The organism is Cellulomonas sp. plas2, assembly GCF_057221735.1.
In genome coordinates this window covers 109,445-126,544 of sequence record NZ_CM170155.1, presented here as the reverse complement: position 1 = coordinate 126,544, position 17,100 = coordinate 109,445, and the positions used below count along the sequence as shown (strand labels likewise).

At 78.1% G+C, this 17,100-nt stretch carries 17 protein-coding genes; 7 read left to right on the top strand and 10 right to left on the bottom strand.

The features are described from left to right. Positions 1 to 39: 39 nt before the first annotated feature. From AC2TDM_RS00565 to AC2TDM_RS00545, 5 genes are all read right to left on the bottom strand, one after another. Entirely contained in the window at positions 40 to 372 is a 333-nt protein-coding gene (locus AC2TDM_RS00565) for a hypothetical protein (RefSeq protein ID WP_139224367.1), read from the bottom strand. A gap of 121 nt (positions 373 to 493) precedes the next feature. Then, positions 494 to 865, bottom strand: coding sequence for a YtxH domain-containing protein (locus tag AC2TDM_RS00560; RefSeq protein ID WP_484635477.1), 372 nt, complete (start codon positions 863 to 865; stop codon positions 494 to 496). 144 nt (positions 866 to 1,009) lie between these two features. Next, on the bottom strand, positions 1,010 to 2,134 hold the full coding sequence (locus tag AC2TDM_RS00555; RefSeq protein WP_484635476.1) for a VIT1/CCC1 transporter family protein: 1,125 nt from the start codon (positions 2,132 to 2,134) through the stop codon (positions 1,010 to 1,012). Positions 2,135 to 2,263: 129 nt separating this feature from the next. Continuing rightward, positions 2,264 to 3,250, bottom strand: a complete 987-nt coding sequence (locus AC2TDM_RS00550) for an LLM class F420-dependent oxidoreductase (RefSeq protein ID WP_484635475.1) — start codon at positions 3,248 to 3,250, stop codon at positions 2,264 to 2,266. 66 nt (positions 3,251 to 3,316) lie between these two features. Next, entirely contained in the window at positions 3,317 to 4,423 is a 1,107-nt protein-coding gene (locus AC2TDM_RS00545) for a Gfo/Idh/MocA family protein (RefSeq protein WP_484635474.1), read from the bottom strand. Between the two features lie 211 nt (positions 4,424 to 4,634). Between AC2TDM_RS00545 and AC2TDM_RS00540 the strand changes: the two genes are divergently transcribed. After that, on the top strand, positions 4,635 to 5,609 hold the full coding sequence (locus tag AC2TDM_RS00540) for an FKBP-type peptidyl-prolyl cis-trans isomerase (protein WP_239078724.1): 975 nt from the start codon (positions 4,635 to 4,637) through the stop codon (positions 5,607 to 5,609). Between the two features lie 70 nt (positions 5,610 to 5,679). Then, complete coding sequence (locus AC2TDM_RS00535; protein ID WP_090032459.1) at positions 5,680 to 6,300, top strand: L-threonylcarbamoyladenylate synthase; 621 nt, start codon at positions 5,680 to 5,682, stop codon at positions 6,298 to 6,300. Positions 6,301 to 6,347: 47 nt separating this feature from the next. On the opposite strand, the gene AC2TDM_RS00530 is transcribed toward AC2TDM_RS00535, so the two are convergent. Beyond that, the gene (locus AC2TDM_RS00530) at positions 6,348 to 7,238 is read right to left on the bottom strand and encodes an SDR family oxidoreductase (protein ID WP_090032201.1); all 891 of its coding nucleotides are present in this window, start codon (positions 7,236 to 7,238) and stop codon (positions 6,348 to 6,350) included. Next, positions 7,238 to 10,564, bottom strand: coding sequence for a hypothetical protein (locus AC2TDM_RS00525; RefSeq protein ID WP_484635473.1), 3,327 nt, complete (start codon positions 10,562 to 10,564; stop codon positions 7,238 to 7,240). Before AC2TDM_RS00525 ends, AC2TDM_RS00530 begins: the two co-directional genes overlap by 1 nt. Positions 10,565 to 10,789: 225 nt before the next feature. Between AC2TDM_RS00525 and AC2TDM_RS00520 the strand changes: the two genes are divergently transcribed. After that, a complete protein-coding gene (locus tag AC2TDM_RS00520) occupies positions 10,790 to 11,389 on the top strand; it encodes a TetR/AcrR family transcriptional regulator (RefSeq protein ID WP_484635472.1) in 600 nt (199 codons plus the stop codon). Here AC2TDM_RS00520 and AC2TDM_RS00515 read toward each other — a convergent pair. Next, positions 11,370 to 12,209, bottom strand: coding sequence for an HAD family hydrolase (locus AC2TDM_RS00515; RefSeq protein ID WP_484635471.1), 840 nt, complete (start codon positions 12,207 to 12,209; stop codon positions 11,370 to 11,372). The two genes, AC2TDM_RS00520 and AC2TDM_RS00515, sit on opposite strands and share 20 nt — an antisense overlap. Positions 12,210 to 12,285: 76 nt before the next feature. On the opposite strand from AC2TDM_RS00515, the gene AC2TDM_RS00510 reads away from it, so the two are divergent. The 3 genes from AC2TDM_RS00510 to AC2TDM_RS00500 all read left to right on the top strand — a co-directional run bounded on the left by AC2TDM_RS00510 (position 12,286) and on the right by AC2TDM_RS00500 (position 14,961). Then, positions 12,286 to 13,185, top strand: coding sequence for a ParA family protein (locus AC2TDM_RS00510; protein WP_484635470.1), 900 nt, complete (start codon positions 12,286 to 12,288; stop codon positions 13,183 to 13,185). Between the two features lie 66 nt (positions 13,186 to 13,251). After that, positions 13,252 to 13,995, top strand: a complete 744-nt coding sequence (locus tag AC2TDM_RS00505; RefSeq protein ID WP_139224363.1) for a hypothetical protein — start codon at positions 13,252 to 13,254, stop codon at positions 13,993 to 13,995. Positions 13,996 to 14,295: 300 nt separating this feature from the next. Next, the gene (locus AC2TDM_RS00500) at positions 14,296 to 14,961 is read left to right on the top strand and encodes an HNH endonuclease family protein (RefSeq protein ID WP_239078725.1); all 666 of its coding nucleotides are present in this window, start codon (positions 14,296 to 14,298) and stop codon (positions 14,959 to 14,961) included. Between the two features lie 16 nt (positions 14,962 to 14,977). On the opposite strand, the gene AC2TDM_RS00495 is transcribed toward AC2TDM_RS00500, so the two are convergent. After that, positions 14,978 to 15,679: a M50 family metallopeptidase gene (locus tag AC2TDM_RS00495; protein WP_484635469.1), complete on the bottom strand. Its 702-nt coding sequence runs from the start codon at positions 15,677 to 15,679 to the stop codon at positions 14,978 to 14,980. Beyond that, positions 15,676 to 16,401, bottom strand: a complete 726-nt coding sequence (locus AC2TDM_RS00490; RefSeq protein WP_090032189.1) for an LmeA family phospholipid-binding protein — start codon at positions 16,399 to 16,401, stop codon at positions 15,676 to 15,678. The genes AC2TDM_RS00495 and AC2TDM_RS00490 overlap by 4 nt, the downstream gene beginning before the upstream one ends. A gap of 229 nt (positions 16,402 to 16,630) precedes the next feature. Between AC2TDM_RS00490 and AC2TDM_RS00485 the strand changes: the two genes are divergently transcribed. Further along, positions 16,631 to 17,098, top strand: a complete 468-nt coding sequence (locus tag AC2TDM_RS00485; protein WP_090032187.1) for a hypothetical protein — start codon at positions 16,631 to 16,633, stop codon at positions 17,096 to 17,098. Positions 17,099 to 17,100 lie beyond the last annotated feature (2 nt).

Genomic DNA, 17,100 nt, shown 5'->3' with positions numbered 1-17,100 from the left:
CCTCGGCCGCGAGCGGCGCCCACCCGCCGGCGGGCCGGCTCACGCGGCGCCGCCCACGGCCGGCACCCCGGCCGCCAGCCGTCCGTCCGCCGACTCGAAGCCGTCGGCCACCGCCCGGCAGCCCTCGGCCAGGGACCGCAGCTCGTCGTCCATCCCGACCAGGTCCGCGCGGCGCCCGTCGACGTGGTCGCGCGCGGCGGCCGCCAGCGCCGGGTGCCCGACCGCGGCCGGCAGCTCGTCGAGCGCGGGTGTGCCGCCGGGCAGCAGCGCGCGCACGGCGTCGAGCGCGGCCGCGAGCGATCGCAGCGCCCCCGTGTCGACGACGAGGGTGCCGCCCGCCGGCGCGCCCCCGCCGCCCGTGTCCGTCGCCACCGCACCCACCCCGTCCCGGCGGGGACGGTCGCCCCGCGCGGAGCCGGACGCTAGGGCAGGGGCGGCGGCACGCGTGCGGCGGCCTGTGGACGACCGCCGCCGCCGCGCTCGGCGGCCGAGGTCAGCCCTGCGGCGTCCCCCCGGGCGCCGACGGTCCCGGCTCGCCGCTCGCGGTCCGCGGCGGGGTGGCGGGCGCGCCGGGCACGCCGGCCGTCGGGTCCACGCCCGGCGTCGGCTCCGTCGAGGACGAGCCCGACGAGCCCTGCAGCTTCGCCTTCGCCGCGCCCACGGCCTTGTCCTTCAGCGCCGACCCCTGGCTCTTGGCGAAGGTCGCGACCTGGTCCTCGGCGCCGTGGACGTAGTCCTGCACCTTCGGGTTCTGCCACACCTTGTCGGCCTGCGCCTTCAGGCGGTCGAACTGCTGGCGGCCGGCACGGGTGCCGAGCACGTAGCCCACCCCTGCCCCGAGGACGAACGCGACCTTGCCCCGCATGGGGACCTCCCTGACGTCGGTGCGGCACGCCCCCGCGCCGCGCACCGCCGGGCGGCGGCACGCGTCGAGCCTAAGAGGGCGGGTCAGCCTCCGCCCGGCGTCAGCCCGACGTCAGCCCGCCGTCAGCCCGGCGTCAGGCCGGCGTCAGAGCGCGCCCGTGCCGAACGCGAGCCCCAGCGCGTACGTGACGGCGGCGGCGCCGAAACCGATCGCCACCTGCCGCAGCGCCCGCCGCAGCGGCGGCGCCCCGGACAGCAGCCCGACGACGGCCCCCGTCGCGCACAGCGCCAGCCCGACGAGCGCGGCCGACCACGCGACGGCCACGAGCCCCTCGGCGCCGAGCAGGTAGGGCAGCACGGGGACCGCGGCGCCGGAGGCGAAGAACGCGAACGACGCGAGCGACGCCCCGACGGCCGTGCCGACCGTCTCGTGGTCGCCCTCGTCGTCCGACGGGCTGAGGCCGGACGCCGGGCGGCGCGGGTTGCCGGCCTGCAGGGCCGCCAGGACGGTGTGCGCCCGCTCGGCGGCCTCGTCGGGCGCCATGCCGCGCGCGCGGTAGACCAGCGCGAGCTCGTTCTCCTGCACGTCGACGTGCTCGAGGGCGCTGCGGGCGTGCGGCCCGGGGCGCGAGGCGTCGAGCAGCTCGCGCTGGGAGCGCACGGACACGTACTCCCCCGCCGCCATGGACAGCGCCCCGGCGAGCAGCCCGGCCAGGCCCGTCAGCAGCACCACCGACGTCGACACCCCGCCGGCCCCCACGCCCAGGACGAGCGCCAGGTTCGACACGAGCCCGTCGTTCGCGCCGAAGACCGCCGCCCGGAACGTGCCGGACATGCGGTTGCGCCCGCGCATCGCCAGGCCGCGCACGACCTCCTCGTGGAGGCGCTCGTCGGCGGCCATGCGCGGGGTCGCGTCCTGGTCCCGCTCGTAGGTGGAGCGGGCCTCGGCCCGCTGCGCCAGCGCCAGCACGAACACCGACCCGAACCGCCGCGCGAGCACGCCGAGCACGCGGCTGCGCCAGTCGCCCCGCAGCGGCCGGCCGACCTGGTCGCCGAGCAGGTCGAGCCAGTGCTGCTCGTGGCGCCGCTCGGCCTCCGCCAGCGCGAGCAGGATCTCCCGCTCCTCGCCCTCGCGCCGCGACGCCAGGTCCCGGTAGACCGCCGCCTCGGCGCGCTCGTCGGCCAGCATCTGCCGCCAGCGCCGCACCTGGGCCGGCGTGGGGGCGGCCGGCGCGGGCACGGCGGAGCCCGGGGTGGAGGAGGAGGTCATGGGACGATCCTGGCACGCGGCTGCGCCGCCGGTCACGCCCGAGCGCGGTGTTCGGGCGCACGAAACCGCAGGTCAGGACGCCCGACGAGCGTCGGTGCGCCCCGACCTGCGGCGACGCGGACGGACGCCTCAGGCGCTGGGCGCGGCCGCGCGGAGCTTCTCCAGCAGCGGCCCGGCGGCCGTGTCGAGGAACTCCTGCTGGCCCTCGTCGCCCACCTGCACGAGGGCGATGTCGGTGAAGCCGGCCTCCCAGTAGGGCTGCACGGCCTCGACGATCGCGTCGAGGTCCGGGCCGCAGGGGATCGTCTCCGCGACGTCCTCGGGGCGGACGTACTGGCTCGCCGCCTCGAAGGCCTCGGTCGTCGGCAGGTCGGCGTTCACCCTCCAGCCGCCGGCGAACCAGCGGAACTGGTCGTGCGCCTTCGCAAGCGCGGCGTCCTTGTCCGGGCCCCAGCAGATGGGGATCTGGCCGACGGCGCGCGACGGCCCGGTCCCGGCCGGGCGCGCCTCCTGCCACATGTCGACGAGCTCCTTCTCCGGGTCCGTGGCGACGAGGTGGTCGCCCAGCGGCGCGAACCGGTGCACCGACTGCGGACCGGAGACGGCCACGCCGATCTCGACCTTCTCGTCGGGCAGGTCCCAGAGGCGGGCGGAGTCCGTGCGGAAGTGCGTCCCCTCGAAGGTCAGCCGCTCGCCCGAGAGGAGCTCGCGGATGATGTGCACGGCCTCCTCGAACATGTCGTGCCGCTCGCCCACGGCCGGCCAGCGCTCGCCGACGACGTGCTCGTTGAGGTTCTCCCCCGCGCCGAGGCCGAGGGTGAAGCGCCCGTCGGAGAGGATCCCCAGCGTCGCGGCCTTCTGGGCGACGACCGCGGGGTGGTACCGCAGGATCGGGCAGGTCACGTAGGTCATGAGGCCGACGCGCGACGTCGCCTGCGCGACCGCGCCGAGCATGCTCCACGCGTAGCCGGCGTGCCCCTGCGAGTCCAGCCAGGGGAAGTAGTGGTCGCTGGAGACCTCGAAGTCGAAGCCGACCTCCTCGGCCGCCACGGCGTACCGCACGATGTCCTTGGGACCGGACTGCTCGGTCATGAGGGTGTAGCCGAAACGCGTCATGCGGCTACCGTCGCGCGGCCCCGGTCACGCCGCATCCGGAACGTCCCCGACGAGGGTCGTGCCACGTCAGGCCCACGCCTCCGCGACCGTGCGCACGACGCCGCCCGACGACGCCGCCTCCCCGATGGCGAGCCCGAGCAGGTGGTCCTGCAGGCCTTCGGCCAGGGGGTAGGGCGCCGGGCCGTCGCCGCGCACCCAGGCAGCGGTCGCGGCGAGCAGCCCCGCGACCGCGTGGTCGTCGTCGGCGAGCCGGCCGCCCTCGTGCTCCGCGCGCCACAGGACCCGGCCGTCGAGGCTGACGTGCTCGAGGTCGTACCCGTCGAGGTCCTGCTCGACGCCGGACTGCCGGCGGACCAGCGACGACGTGACGACCGTCCGCGGGTCGAGCCACCGCGTGAGCCGGTCGTCGACGAGCTCGCCGTGGCTGCCGCGCACCAGCAGGCGGTTGGCCCGCAGCGGGTTGTGCCACTGGTTGTCGGTGAAGTCGTACAGGCCCAGCCGCCCCTCGCCGAGGTCCAGCGTGGCGAGGGTCGTCGTCGCGGGAACCGGCTCGGTCGCCCCCGTCCAACCCGCGCGCGAGGCCGGGTCCAGCAGCGGGGCCACGTGCGTCGTCGCCCGCACCTCCGCCGGCCCCCGGCCCGCGCCCAGGAACCGGCGCAGCAGCGCCACCGCGTGGTACTGGTGCGTGGAGGACACGTGCACGGAGGTGACCGTCCCCAGCAGCCCCGCCCGCACGGCGGCCAGCCGGGCGACGTGCTGCGGCATGAAGACGCTGTGCTCGGCGACCTGCACCAGGTCGGTGCTGCCGACGTCGGCCCAGAGCTCGCGCATCGCGTCGACGTCCGGCGCGGGCGGCGTCTCGGCCAGCACGGGCACGCCCGCGGCGACGACCCCCCGCACGACGTCGGGCGTCACGGGCCAGGGCGTCGCGGTGACGACGAGCTGCGGGCGGTCGGCGCGGGCACCGGCACCGGGCAGGGCGCCGGTCACGAGCTCCTCGACCGTGCGCACGGTCGGCACGCCCCAGGCGCGCTCGACCTGCGCCCCGCGCTCCGCGGACCGCGTCACCACCCCGACCAGCGTGTAGCGCTCGGGGAAGAGCCGGGCGACGCGCGCGAAGAACTCCGCGCGCCACCCGCTACCCACCAGCCCGAACCGCAGCGGCTCCGCCACGTGCACCTCCCCGTCGTCGTGGACCCGGGGCGGACGCTAGACGACGGCACCGACAGACCACCGGCAGAGTCACCGGCATCTCGCCCAGGGGGCGTCCAGGACCGTCGCGTACCGTCGACCCCGGACCGCAGCGCGTGCGGGCCGTCGCCGGGTCGCCGAAGGCCCGCCGGGCACCGCGCGCCGACACCCACCCCCAGCCCCGAGGACCGCCGTGCGCCGCACCGCCCGCTTCCGCAAGATCGTCGCCGCCGGCGGCGTGCTCACCCTCGGCCTCGTGGCCGTCGTCGCGGGGTGCTCCGCCGACGACGGCACCGACGGCGCGAGCGCCAGCCCCTCGTCGTCGGCCTCCGCGACGGCGGACACCAGCGCCGCCGACCAGGCGGCGCTGGAGCAGGTGGTGGTCGAGGGCGAGCCCGGGGCCGCCGCCACCGTGACGCTGCCCGAGACCCCCTTCACCGTCGGCGACGTCGCCGCCCGCATCCTCACGCCCGGCACCGGCGAGACCCTGGAGGAGGGCCAGATCGTCGCGCTGGACTCCACGTGGGTCTCCGGCGAGGACGGGTCCGCGCTCGGCTCCACGCACGACGAGGGCGGCGCCCCCGAGCAGCTCGTGCTCGACGGCACCTCCCTGCCGACCGCGTTCGTCGAGGCCCTCGTCGGGCAGCAGGTGGGCGTGCGCGCGCTCCTCGCCATCCCGGGCGAGCCGACGCGGGTCGCCGTGGTCGACATCCCCTCCGCGCAGACCGTCCCCGACCGTGCGGAGGGCACGGCCGTCACGCCCCCGGAGGGCCTGCCGACCGTGACGCTGGCGGAGGACGGCGCGCCGTCCATCGAGCCGGTCGCCGGCGACCCGCCCACGACCCTGGTCTCGCAGGACCTCATCACGGGGACCGGGCCGGTCGTCGCCGAGACCGACACGGTCATCGCGCACTACAGCGGGTGGCTGTGGGACGGCACCTCGTTCGACTCCTCCTGGGAGCGCGGCACGCCCGCGTCCTTCTCGCTGCAGCAGGTCGTGCAGGGGTGGACGCAGGGCCTGGCCGGCAAGACGGTGGGCTCGCAGGTGCTGCTGGTCATCCCGCCGGACCTCGGCTACGGCGCCGAGGACAACGGCGACATCCCGGGCGGCTCGACGCTCGTGTTCGTCGTCGACCTCCTCGGCACGGTCCCGGCGCCGGCGGCCTGACGCGCTCGCGCCCGCGCCGGGCGCCGCCCTCGCGGTGGCGCCCGGCGCGCGTCGGCCTAGCGTGGGCGTCGTGGCCCGCTACTACGACGTGCACCCGCAGGACCCGCAGCCGCGCGCGATCTCGCAGGTCGTGGCTCAGCTCCGCGACGACGCGCTCATCGCGTACCCGACGGACTCCTGCTACGCCCTCGGCGCGCGGCTGGAGAACCACGGGGGCGCGGAGCGGATCCGGCGCATCCGGCACCTCGACGACAAGCACCACTTCACGCTCGTGTGCGCGGACTTCGCGCAGCTCGGGCAGATGGTCGACCTGTCCAACAGCGCCTTCCGGGCCATCAAGGCCGCGACGCCGGGGCCGTACACCTTCATCCTCCCGGCCACGCCGGAGGTCCCGCGACGGCTGGCGCACCCCAAGAAGCGGTCCGTCGGCGTGCGGATCCCGCAGCACCCGGTGGCGCAGGCGATCCTCGCCGAGCTGGGCGAGCCGATCCTGTCCTCCTCGCTGCTCCTGCCCGGGGCCGAGTGGCCCATGACCGAGGGCTGGCAGATCAAGGAGGAGCTCGACGACGTGCTCGACGCCGTCGTCGACGCGGGCGACTGCGGCACCACGCCGACGACGGTCGTCGACCTCACGGGCGGGTCGCCCGAGGTCGTGCGGGAGGGGGCCGGGGACCCGTCGCGCTTCGCGTGACGGGTCACGCGACGAGTCACGCGTGACGGGTCCCGGCCGCCGTCCGGTCAGACGATCTTGCCGCCCGTGGCGACGATGCGGTCGCCGGTGACGTAGCTCGAGTCCGGCGAGGCCAGGTAGACGTAGGCCGGGGCCATCTCCGCCGGCTGGCCGGCGCGGCCGAGCGGCGTGTCGCCGCCGAACTCGTCGACCTTCTCCTCGGGCATCGTGGCGGGGATGAGCGGGGTCCAGATCGGGCCGGGGCACACCGCGTTCACGCGGATCCCCTTCTCGGCCAGGGTCTCCGCCAGGCCCTTCGTGAAGTTGAGGATGCCGGCCTTCGTCGTGGCGTAGTCCAGCAGCGGCGGGCTGGGCTGGAAGGCCTGCACGGAGCTCGTGTTGACGATGGTCGAGCCCGCGCCGAGGTGCGCCAGGGCCGCCCGCGTGATCCAGAACATCGCGTAGAGGTTGGTCTTGAAGACGCGGTCGAGCTGCTCGGTGGTGATGTCCTCGAGGCCCGCCGGCTGCGCCATCTGGTACGCGGCGTTGTTGACGAGCACGTCGAGGCCGCCGAGCCCGGAGGCGGCGCTCTCGACGAGCTGCGTGCAGAAGGACTCGTCGCGGATGTCCCCGGGCAGCAGGACGGCCTTCCGGCCGGCCTTCTCCACCCAGGACGCGGTGACCTTCGCGTCCTCCTCCTCCTCGGGCAGGTAGGAGATGGCCACGTCGGCACCCTCGCGGGCGAAGGCGATGGCGACGGCGCGGCCGATGCCGGAGTCGGCGCCGGTGATGAGGGCCTTGCGGCCGTCGAGCTTGCCGTGGCCGACGTAGCTCTCCTCGCCGTGGTCGGGCTCGGAGGGCATGTCGCCGGTGAGACCCGGGTGGGCGATGGTCTCGGCGTCCTGGGCCTCCGTGCCGGGGTGGGCCTCGCGCGGGTCGGGTGCGGTGTTGTCTGTCATCACTTCATCGTGTGACGTGCAGCGGATCCCGCCACCGGGGGCAGCGCTGCGTCCACGTCCTGGACGACACCGTCCGGGACGGTCAGCCACGCGGCCGCGGTCACGGTGCGCACCGCGGCCCAGGAGCCCCCGTCGTCACGGCCCTGCAGCCAGGCCGACAGCGCCACGTCGCCGCTGCTGCTGCCGGCGGGCGCCCCGGGCGCCGGCCGGTCGAGCAGCACGGCGACCCCGGACCCGTCGGCCCGTCCGACGACGAGGTCCGCGACCGTCCCCTCCGGACCGGCCGGGTCGCGCACGACGAGGCCCGCCGCCACCAGCGCGGCGGCCACGGCCGCCCGGTGCCGCTCCCAGGCCGGGCCGCCGCCGGCCGCCCGCAGCTCCGGCCGCCGGGGGCCGCCGCCGTCCTGTACGGGGGACGCACCGGCGCCGAGGACGACGAGGGCGCTGGCCGGGTCGGGGGGCGCCCCTCCCGTGCGCTCGACGAGCAGCACGCGGCGCGCCCGCGACGCGGCCACCGCGACCCGCGCCGCCGGCACCCGGCCGGCGTCCTCCACGACGAGCACCGCGTCCTCGTGCTGCAGCGGCAGGGCACGGCCCAGCAGGTCCAGGGGCACGAGCACCGCCGGCAGCAGCACCGCCAGGTCGTCGCCGCGGGCAGCGAGGAAGGCCCACAGGGGCCGCATCGGCACGGCCGCCGCGAGGTCGGCGACGAGGCCGTCGGCCAGGGCGACGCGGGCCTCCTCCGGCAGGGCCGCGAGCAGCCGCAGCGGCACGCGCGCCCGGGCCGCGGACCGCTCCGCGAGCTCCAGGGCGGCCAGCCGGTCGACGACGGCCGCCCGCTCGGCCGGCCGCAGCACGGCGGTGCCCGAGGAGCGCGGGTCCAGGGCGGCCCGGCGCTCGTCGAGAACGGCGTGGGCCGCCGCGAGCTCCAGCGTGCCCACGAGGTGCTCCGGTGCGACCCGCGCGCGTCGCCGGCCCCCGGGCCCGTCGGGCAGCAGGACCGCCGCGACCTCGTCGGGCAGCGCCGCCCGGGCCAGCCGCAGGCCCGCGCGCGCCCGCAGCCCGGGCAGGCCCGCCGCGACCTCGTCGGCCCACCGCGGACCGTCGTGGGTCAGCACCGCGGCCGGGGGCCGGTCGCCGCACGCCCTCGCGAGCCCCGCCAGGTCCGTGCCGAGCGCGGCCGGCAGGGCGGACCACGCGGCCGCGAGCGCGCGGACCGCCTCCGCCGCCGCGCGCGCCTCCGCCGGCCCGGGCGGCACGGCCGCGTCGACGGCCCCCGGGCCGACGCCGGGTGCCGTGGCCAGCGCGGCGGTGGCCGCGCGCAGGTCGAGGTCGGCGAGCAGGGCGTCGGCGGCGGCGTCGTCGAGGGGCTGCCACCCGGGGGGCAGCACGGTCCCCGGGACCGCGGCCACCCGCCGGACGACCTCGCTCGCGGCGTCCCGCAGCGCCAGCAGCGCCTCGACGAGCCCGGGCGCGTCGTCGGGCTCGAGCGCGACGTCCGGCCGACGGTGCGGGGCGAGCGCGGCGAGCACCGCGGCCCGGCGCCGGCGCCGGTCCCGCTCGGGCCACCAGCGCCGCTCCGGGGTCGCGACGAGGGTCGCGTCCAGGACGTCGAGGTCGAGGCAGAGCGCACCGGGGCCGACGGGGCCGTCCGGCCCGACGAGCTCCCTCCCGGCGGAACGGACCCCGGCGAGCGCGGCCCGCGCGGCGGACGCGGCGGCGTGCCAGGTGTCGTCGACGGTCCGGACGCACGCCGACGCGGCGACGGGACGCCCGGCCGCGCGCGCGTCCAGCCACGCGGCGACGAGCCCGAGGTGCGCCGCGACGTCGACCAGCGCGCGCGGGGCGTCCACGAGGTCGGCCAGCGCGCTGCCCGTGGCGCGGACGGCACGGTCGGCGGCGAGCAGGCCGGTGACCGCCACGGCGACGCGGTCGAGGTCGACCGCCCCGGTGCCCGCGAGGTGCTCGGCGACCCACGCGTCGGGGTCCCCGCCCGCCACGAGCGCCTCCGCCAGGTCGGCGACGGTCGACCGCAGCGCGGGCAGCGCGTCCGGACGCCGCGCGGGGTCGCCGACGGGCAGGGCCGGCTCGAGCGCGACCGCCTCGGGAGGCAGCTCCGCCTCGAGCCGCAGCACCGCCGCGAACGCGTCCCACAGCGCCACGCCGGCCGGGCCGGGCAGGTGCCCGGCCGCGTCGTCGCGCGCCAGGCAGGCCGTGAGCGCGGCGTGCTCCGCGGCGTCCGCCGTGACGCCCTCGAGCAGCGCCGCCGGGGGCCGCCCCGCGCTGCGCAGCCGGTCCCGCAGCCCCCCCGCGGTGGCGCCGCGCCCGGTGAGCGCGAGCACGAAGGGTCCGAGGGCCGCGGCCTCGAGCCGGGTCGCGAGGTCGTCGAGGTCCGCGTCCTGCCCGGCGACGACCGTCACCGGCGTCCCGGCCGTGAGCGCGGCGACGAGCACGCCGGCCACGGCGCGCGTGCCGCCGGGCCCGGCGGGCGTCTCGAGCACCTCGACCCCCGGGCGAGGCCCGCGCGGGTTCAGCCCCGCGACCGGCAGCGGCAGCGCTCGGAGGGCTGCCGCGTCCTCGAGGGGCGCGAGCGGCAGGAGGGCGAGCTCGGCGGCGCGGGTCGCGCGCACCGGTGGCGTCGCGGCGGCGAGGACCTCGTCGAGCACCCCGGCCAGCCGGGTCACCGGGACGGGGGCGGGGTCGGCGAGCGCGGCGGCGAGCGGCCCGTGCTCGGCGGCCACGGCGCGGCCCGCGGCGGCGTTGCGGCGGGCGGGACGGCCCGGCTCGCACCGCAGCTCCCACGCGTCGGGGGCCTCGGGCGACGGGTGCAGCCGTACGGGCAGGAGCAGGGCGGCGGTGCGGCCGAGCCGGCTCCCGCCGGCGGCGACGGACCAGCCGGGGGCGTCGTCGGCGTCCGACAGCCGGCCGAGCGCGAGGACGAGCTCCGCGCCGTCGAGGCGCCGGTCCGCGGCCGCCGCCGCCCGGGCGAGCGCCTCGAGCGGGTCGCCCGGGGGCTCGTCGACGGGCACGGGCGTGACACCGGGCGTGGTGACCGGCTTTGCCGTCGCGGGCGGCGGGAGCACGCGCCACACGCCCTCGCCCCTCGCGGGCTCGCCGGCGACGAGCAGCACGCGGCGGCCCTCGGCGAGGCGGTCGAGCAGGTCGCGGCCCTCGTCGGGCAGGTCGAGGACGACCGAGCGGACCGCGTCGAGGTCCCGTAGCGGGTGCCGGCGGGGGACGCCGAGCACCTCGTCGGCCCAGGGCACGGGAGCGGGCACCGGCTCCGGCGCGGGCGGCGCCGCAGCGGCGGCCGTCTCGTCGTGCACGCGTCCCCCGTCCCAGGTCGCCGCTCGCGGCGGGCGGCGGCGGGCCGGCCGGCCCGTCAGCCCATCGGCGGCGCGGCGTCCGGCGTGAGCGCCCGCTGTGACGGACGACCCGTCCGCGCCGGCCTCGGGGGACGCCGCGGACCACTACCGTCGGGCGCGCGGACGACGGGGGCGCGCTCCCGGCCGCCGGCGGGGCAGCGCTGCCCCGACCGAGGGGAGGCGACCGTGCCCAGGACGGTGGACCGCGACCGCCGCCGCGACGAGCTCGTGGCGGCGACGGGCCGGCTCATCCTCGACGAGGGGCTCGCCGCCGTGACCCTGCGCCGCGTGGCCGAGGTCACCGGGTTCGCCAACGGGGCCGTCAAGCCCTACTTCCCGACGAAGGACGAGCTGCTGCACGCCACGTGCCGGCAGGCGTTCGAGCGGGCGGAGGCCCGCGTCGCCACGGCGGTCGACGGCACGACGGGGCTCGAGGCGCTGCGGCGGCAGTGGGTCGAGCTGCTGCCCCTCGACGACGAGCGCCGCCTCGAGGCGCGGGTCGTCACGGCCTTCTGGGAGGCGGCGACGCAGGACCGGGCCGTGGCGGCGCTGTTCGCCGGGCACCACCAGCGCTGCCGGACGCGGATGTACCAGCACCTGCGTGAGGGCCGCGCCCGGGGCGAGGTGCGCACGGCCGAGTCGGACGAGACGGTGGTGGACGAGGCGCTGTGGCTGCTCGTCGGGCTGCGTGCCTCAGCGGCGCTCGGCGGGGACGCGATCACCCCGCGGCGGCAGCGGATGCTCGTCGAGAAGCTGCTCGAGCACCTCACCGTCCCGCCGCGCTGAGCCCCAGCGCGGCCGCGACCGCCGGCAGCCCGTCCACCCGCCGCACCCGCGGGTGGTCGGCCAGCGCGGCGGGCAGGACCGTGGCGGGCTGCACCGCGTACGTGAGGGCGCCCGCGGCGAGCGCGGCGGTCACGCCGGTGAGGGAGTCCTCCACCGCCACGCACCGCGCCGGGTCCGCGCCGAGGGTCGCCGCGGCCGTGAGGTACGCCTCGGGGTCGGGCTTGCCGCGGCGCACGTCGTCGCCGGCGACGACGACCGCCAGCGCGCCGGGCGGCGCCGCGTCGCGGACCGTCGTCGCCAGCCGTCGGTAGGTCATCGTCACGAGCGCCGTCGGCACGCCGGCGTCCACGAGGGCGCCGAGCAGCGCGGTCGCACCCGGGCGCCACGGCGGCTCGGCCCCCATGAGCGCGGCGACGCGGTCGTTGAGCCACTCCTCGACCACGGGGGACGGCAGTGCCACGCCCCGCGCGACGAGCAGCGCCGCGATGTCCGGGATCGCCCACCCGACGATGCGGTGGCCGTCCGTGGCGTCGTCCCAGGGCGCGCCGTGCCGGGCGGCCAGCTCCGCCGTGGCCCGGGACCACAGCGGCTCGGAGTCCGCGAGGGTGCCGTCGAGGTCGAGCAGGACGGCGTCGGGCAGTGTGGCGGGCCGTGTGGCGGGCGGTGTGGCGGGCGGTGTGGCGGGCGGTGTGGCGGGCGGTGTGGCGGGCGGTGTGGCGGGCAGGGGGTCGGGCAGCAGGGCGATCTCCTCGGGTCCTGTGTCGCGGCACGTCGTCGCGATCGAACCACGCGTGCGGCGGCTCGGTACGGTTCGGGCCACGACCGCACCCGACCGGGGCGGCGCGCCGCGGACCGCGGGCAGGGGCGAGGGGCCGCACGACGGACGGAGGCCGGGCGTGGCACGAGGGCGGACGACGGGCAGCGGTCGGCGGCTGCGGACGGTGGCGGTGTGGTCGGTCAAGGGCGGGGTCGGCAAGACCACGGCGGCCGTCAACCTCGCCCACGCCGCCGCGGCGGGCCGGGAGGTGCTGCTGTGGGATCTCGACCCGCAGGGCGGCGCGACGTGGCTGCTCGACGTGAAGCCGCGGCTCAAGGGCGGCGCCGAGGCGCTCGTGCAGGGCCGGTCGACCGTCGCGTCGGCCATCCGGCAGACCGCGTGGGAGACGCTCGACGTGCTGCCCGGCGACGCCACCTACCGCGACCTGGACCTCGCGCTCGACGCCGCCAAACGGTCGGGGCGCCGCATCGAGGAGACGCTCGAGCCGGTCCGCGACCGCTACGACCTCGCCGTGCTCGACTGCCCGCCGGCGGCGTCGCTCGTCGCCCGCAACGTGCTGCGGGCCGCGGACGCGCTCGTCGTGCCGCTGCCGCCGTCCCCGCTGGCGCTTCGCTCGCTCGAGCAGGTGCTCGAGCTGGTCGCCGACGCGCCGCGGCCCGTGCCCGTGCTCGCCTTCCTGTCCATGGTCGACCGACGACGCACCGCGCACCGGCAGGCCGTGGGGGAGCTGGCGGGAGGGCGGCCCGACGTGCTGGACGTCGTCGTGCCCGCGGCGACCGCGGTCGAGCAGATGGGCGTGCACCGGGCGCCGCTGGTGACGTTCGCGCCGCGCTCCCCGGCGACGGCCGCCTTCGCGGCCCTGTGGGCGGCCGTCGAGCGCCAGGTGCTGCCCGCCGAGCCCGCCACCACCGCCGCGCCCACCACCGCGCCCACCACCGCGCCTGCCACCAAGACCACCACCGGTCGGACGAAGGCCGGGACGAAGCCGCCCAAGGGCGCGAAGGGCGGCAAGCGCTAGAGACCCGCGTCCCCCGGGCCTCAGGTCGGCCCGCACCCGTGCCGATGGAGGCGGCAGGGAGGCATCATGACCATGGACGACCTGCACGGGGCCCCGGTGCCGACGCGGCGCCTCGAGGGCTGGACCGTGCTGCACGGACCGCGTGTGGCGGAGCTGCCGGGCGCGGCGGCCGAGTGCATCGTCGTGGGCCCGGGCGGCGTCGTCGTCGTGGTGAGCGCGACCGGTGGCGGGCCCTTCGCCGCGCGCCGGCTCGACGCCGCACGCGGCGCGGTCCAGCGCGCGGGCAGCGTCATCACCTCGCTCCTCGACGCCCGGTTCCGGCACCTCGTCCGCGTGGCCGTCTGCGTGCCCGACGAGCGGTCGCCGCACGAGCTGTACCCGCTGGTCGGCGGCACCCGCGGCGTGGCGGTCGTGGGAACGCACGAGCTGCCGGGCATCCTGCACGCCCTGCCGGCGCGGCTCGGGCCCGACGAGGTGCGCGCCGTCACGGACGCCCTGGTCCGCGCGCTGGTCCGCCGTCCCGACGGCCCGATGCTGTCCACCGCCGACCTGCCGCACCGCATGCACGCGCAGGCGCGGCGGGAGCGCGCGGCGCTGGCCCGATCCGACGCCGGCGCCGGTACCGGCACGGCCGGGCCGGCGTCCTCGACCCGGACCCCCGACCCGGCCACCGATCAGGCCGCCGAACGGTCCGCCGACGCCACGCCGACCACCGACGCGACGCCGACCCTCCCGGTCCTGCCCACGCAGCGCTCCCGCTCCGCCGTCGGGCGGTTCCTCGCCCCGCTGCGCCGCGCCGCCGGTCGCTGATCGAGCCGTCCCCAGCCCCGCCCCACCCGGGCGGCGCGCCACGCCGCAGGGCTCGACCGGCGGACCGTGCCGCGGGTGGCACCCTGCTGCCCGGCTCGGGGCATCCCCGGGGCACGTCGTGGGGTGCCCGTGCGAGGTGCGTGCGGTGTGCGTGCCAGGTGCGTGCCAGGTGCGTGCGAGGTGCGTGCCAGCGCGGGCGAGGTGAAGCGGGAGGTGGACGTGGCGAGGACCCGCCGAGGGACCCCTCGACCGGGCACCCGGCCACCCCGCCGACGACGCCGCTGGCATCTGCCCGGATGGGTGCCGCTGCTCGTGCTGCTCGCGGTCGCGGTGGCGGTCGGGGCCGGGACGCCGGTGTGGACGCAGGCCCAGCAGGCGGCCCGGTTCCCCGTCACCGCGCAGGACCTCGCGGCCGGGCGGTCCGCCCTCGAGGGTCTGGCGGTGAAGGGGCGCGCGCCGAGCAAGGGCTACGACCGCGCCCGGTTCGGCGAGCCGTGGGCGGACGTCGACGGCAACGGCTGCCGCACCCGTGACGACGTGCTGGCGCGCGACCTGGAGGCGGTGCGGACCGACCCCGAGGACGCCTGCGTCGTCGTGGCCGGGACGCTCGCGGACCCCTACACGGGGAGCACGCTGACCTTCCGCCGCGGCCCGGACTCCGCGGCGGTCCAGATCGATCACGTCGTGGCGCTGGCGGACGCCTGGCAGAAGGGCGCCCAGGGCTGGACGGTCGAGCAGCGCGAGGCCTTCGCGAACGACCCGGCGAACCTGCTCGCGGTCGACGGGCCCGCCAACCAGCAGAAGGGCGCGGGCGACGCCGCGACGTGGCTGCCCCCGCAGACCGGGTACCGGTGCGCGTACGTGCTGCGGCAGGTGCGGGTGAAGGCGGCGTACGGCCTGTGGGTCACGCCGGCCGAGCGGGACGCCATGGCGCGGTGGCTCGACCGGTGCGTCGTCGCGGGCTGAGTCCTCTCCCGCCGCGTCACGCGGTCGCCGCCGCCCAGAGCCACGTGGCCGCCAGCGCGGTGCACCCGACGCAGACCAGCCCGAACAAGGCGACCCAGAGCGTGCCGGGGACGCCGGTGAGCCCGGCGAGCTGCCCGGCGTCCGACGTGTCCTGGCGCCGGCCGCCGCGCAGCCGCCGCCGCGACCGGCCCAGCTCCACCACGGCCCGCACCGACCCCAGCAGCAGGAGGCCGGTCAGCGCGTGCGCAACGACCCCCTGCACCTCGGGCGACGCCTGCTGGGTGACGGCGACGAGAAGCCCCCCGGCGACGAGCACCGTCCACAGCCCGAACAGGTTCCGCACGACGAGCAGCACCAGGACGACGACGACGAGCAGCCCCCACAGCACGAGCGCGGCGCGACCCTCCGCCAGCACCCGCGCCGCCGCGAGGCCGACCAGCGCCGGACCCGGGTACCCGGCGAGCAGGGTCGCCACCATCCCCGGCCCGCGCGGCCGGCCCGCCGACACCGTGAGCCCCGACGTGTCGGAGTGCAGCCGGATCCCGGCCAGCCGCCGTCCGACGAGCAGCGCCACCGCGCCGTGCGCCGCCTCGTGGACCAGCGTCACGCCGTGCCGGGCGACGCGCCACGCCGGACCCCAGGACACGACGAGGACGACGAGCGCCGCGACGGCCAGCCCGAGCGCGGGCCGCGGCACCGCGGCGAGCTCGGCGCTCACGACGACGCCGTCAGGACCACGTCGGTCCCGGCCGCACGGACCCGCACGCCGTCGGCCACCACCTCGGCGTCCGTCAGCGCGAGGCCGGCCGGCAGGCCCGCGACCGGCACCTCGAGCCCCTGGACCCGGCTGGCCAGGACGCCCGGGAGGTCGTCGACGTCCACCCGCGCGCTCGCCACGGTGCCGCCGACGACGTCGACGAGCAGGCGGGCGTCCTCGACCCGCAGGCCCAGCTCGACCCGGACGGGCAGCCGCAGGACCTCCAGGTCGGCGGTCAGCGCGCCGTCCCGGACGGCCAGCTCGGTGTCCACGTCCACCTGCTCGTCGACGAGGGCCTGCAGCGACGCCACCGGCACGGTGGCGTGCAGGACGGCGTCCTCCGCGGTGGGGGCCACGCCCGTGCTGACCCCGCGGAGCCGCCCGCTCACGTCCGTGACGTCGACGCCGTCGAGCGTCGCGCCGTCGAGCCGGACGTCGACCCGCTCCAGCCGGCCGGCGACCAGCTGCGTGAGCACGGGCCACCCGTGCACGACGACCTCGGGCTCGCCGCGAGCGCCGGGGACGGCCTCGGCCACGGCAAGCGCCACCCCGTCGCGCACCCGCCGACCGGCCCAGCCGTCGGCCCACCACAGCCCGCCGAGCACCACGGCGACGAGCACCAGCACGGCGACGAGCACCGCCCAGCGGCCGGCTCGTCGCCCGTCAGCAGCCCGGGCGCTCATGTTTCCGTCCCCGTCCCGTCCCTGTGGATCGTGCGTCCGTTTCCTTCGCCCGCCGGAGAACGACGGCAGGACCGCTGGTCAGCGGCCCCGCGAGCGCTTCCCGGCGCCCGAGCTCCGCGCGACGGCCCCGCAGGTCGCCCCCAGCGGTACGCCCGGGGTGTCCGCTTCTGTTCGCAAGTGAGGCGTACGTCACGTAGCATCGTGCTCCCAGCCGAACGAAGGACACACGATGACGTGGGTGCTGCTGCTAGTCGTCACCATGGTGACCTCCTCGGTGCTGTGGCTCGTGTGGATGCTCGTCCCCACGGGACACGACGCCGACCGCCGCTCGTCCGCCCCTGCGCGGACGCCGGCCGTGCTGCCCCAGCAGGGGTCCGGCACCAACCGTGTCGCGCTCCTCGACGGCCCCATGAACGGCCGGGCCAAGGGCGAGGAGGGCGGCGCCCTCGACCCGTTCGACGCGCTGCTCCTGCAGACCCGGCTCAGCGCCGTCGTCAGCAACGTCCGTGAGCTCGAGGACGACCCCACGGCCTACGCCCGCACGACGCGCCTGCTCGCGTGCCAGCTCGCCTACGACGCCCTGCTCGCCGAGGCGTGCGGGCTCGCCGGCATCGAGGTCGACCGCCGGCGTCCGATGGACGAGTCGGAGCGGTTCCGCGAGGAGTCCGAGCTCGTCTCCCGCGGCTGGACCTGGTAGCC